A 1,072-nucleotide genomic window follows, 5' to 3' on the forward strand; every position below is an offset into this window, starting at 1 on the left:
TGTTGTGTTGTCAATTTAAGTGCAACAGTTCGTCGCATAAAATTTCATAAGGTGAATTCCAATTTAAACACTTTCTTGGTCGATGATTAATAGCACCTAAAGCATAATCTAATTCTTCTTGAGTAACTTTTGCTAGGTCTGTTTTCTTTGGAAAAAATTCTCTAAGTAAACCATTCGAATTTTCGTTAGTACCCCGTTGCCAAGCTGAATAAGGATCTGCAAAGTAAATATCAATACCAAATTGTTCTTCTATGGATTTATAACAGGAAAATTCTTTGCCACGGTCTACGGTTATTGTTTTAATAGATTCATTCGGAAAGACTGAAATAAGTTCTTTCATGGCATATTCCATTGATTTAGAGGAACGATCGGGTATCAGACAACAATAATAATAGCGAGATTTTCTTTCTGCGAAAGTTGCGATACAACCTTTGCTTTTACCTCTACTTGAAACTACGGTATCAGCTTCCCAATGGCCGAATGTACCACGTTTTCGTACCTCTTTAGGTCGTTGAGTGATTAATTTTCCAATATTAAAACGACCTCTCGTTTCTCTTGGAAGTTGTCTTTTACCTTTTTGTCTAAGATAAGGTAAAGCATCAAAGTTAAGCATTTCAGAATTAATCCATCTATAAATGGTTTTAAAACAAACTTGATTGTGTAATAAACGACCAACGATTTGTTCAGGTGACCAATGTAACTTTAAATGATGAATAATTTTATCTTTTAGTTTAATGTTTAATTTTGTATGTCGACCGCAGTTCCTTTTCTTCGACTTATAAGTGTTCTGAGCGTAAGAAGCATCATAAGTGTCATTATTTTTATTCCTATTAACTTCGCGAGAAATAGTAGATACCGAACGGTTTAATCTTCGAGCAATCGCTCTTAATGAATAATTTTCTTTTATAAGAATCTCTATACTTGCGCGTTCAGTTATTGTAAGATGGTAATAGCTCATATTGGCACTCCTTGTATGTGTTTTTGTCGTTATTAACATCTTACAATAAAGTGCCAATCATGGGCATTTTTTTATGAAATTTTATAGGTGTTGCACTTAATATTACAATCCGTC

Annotated in this window: 1 protein-coding gene; it reads right to left on the reverse strand. The window is 33.2% G+C overall.

The features are described 5' to 3' along the window. Positions 1 to 10 precede the first annotated feature (10 nt). On the reverse strand, positions 11 to 958 hold the full coding sequence (locus CD113_RS05420; protein ID WP_095092635.1) for an IS30 family transposase: 948 nt from the start codon (positions 956 to 958) through the stop codon (positions 11 to 13). Between the last annotated feature and the right edge of the window lie 114 nt (positions 959 to 1,072).

The sequence above is a fragment of the Staphylococcus simiae genome (assembly GCF_002902085.1).
In the GTDB taxonomy this organism is placed as follows: domain Bacteria; phylum Bacillota; class Bacilli; order Staphylococcales; family Staphylococcaceae; genus Staphylococcus; species Staphylococcus simiae.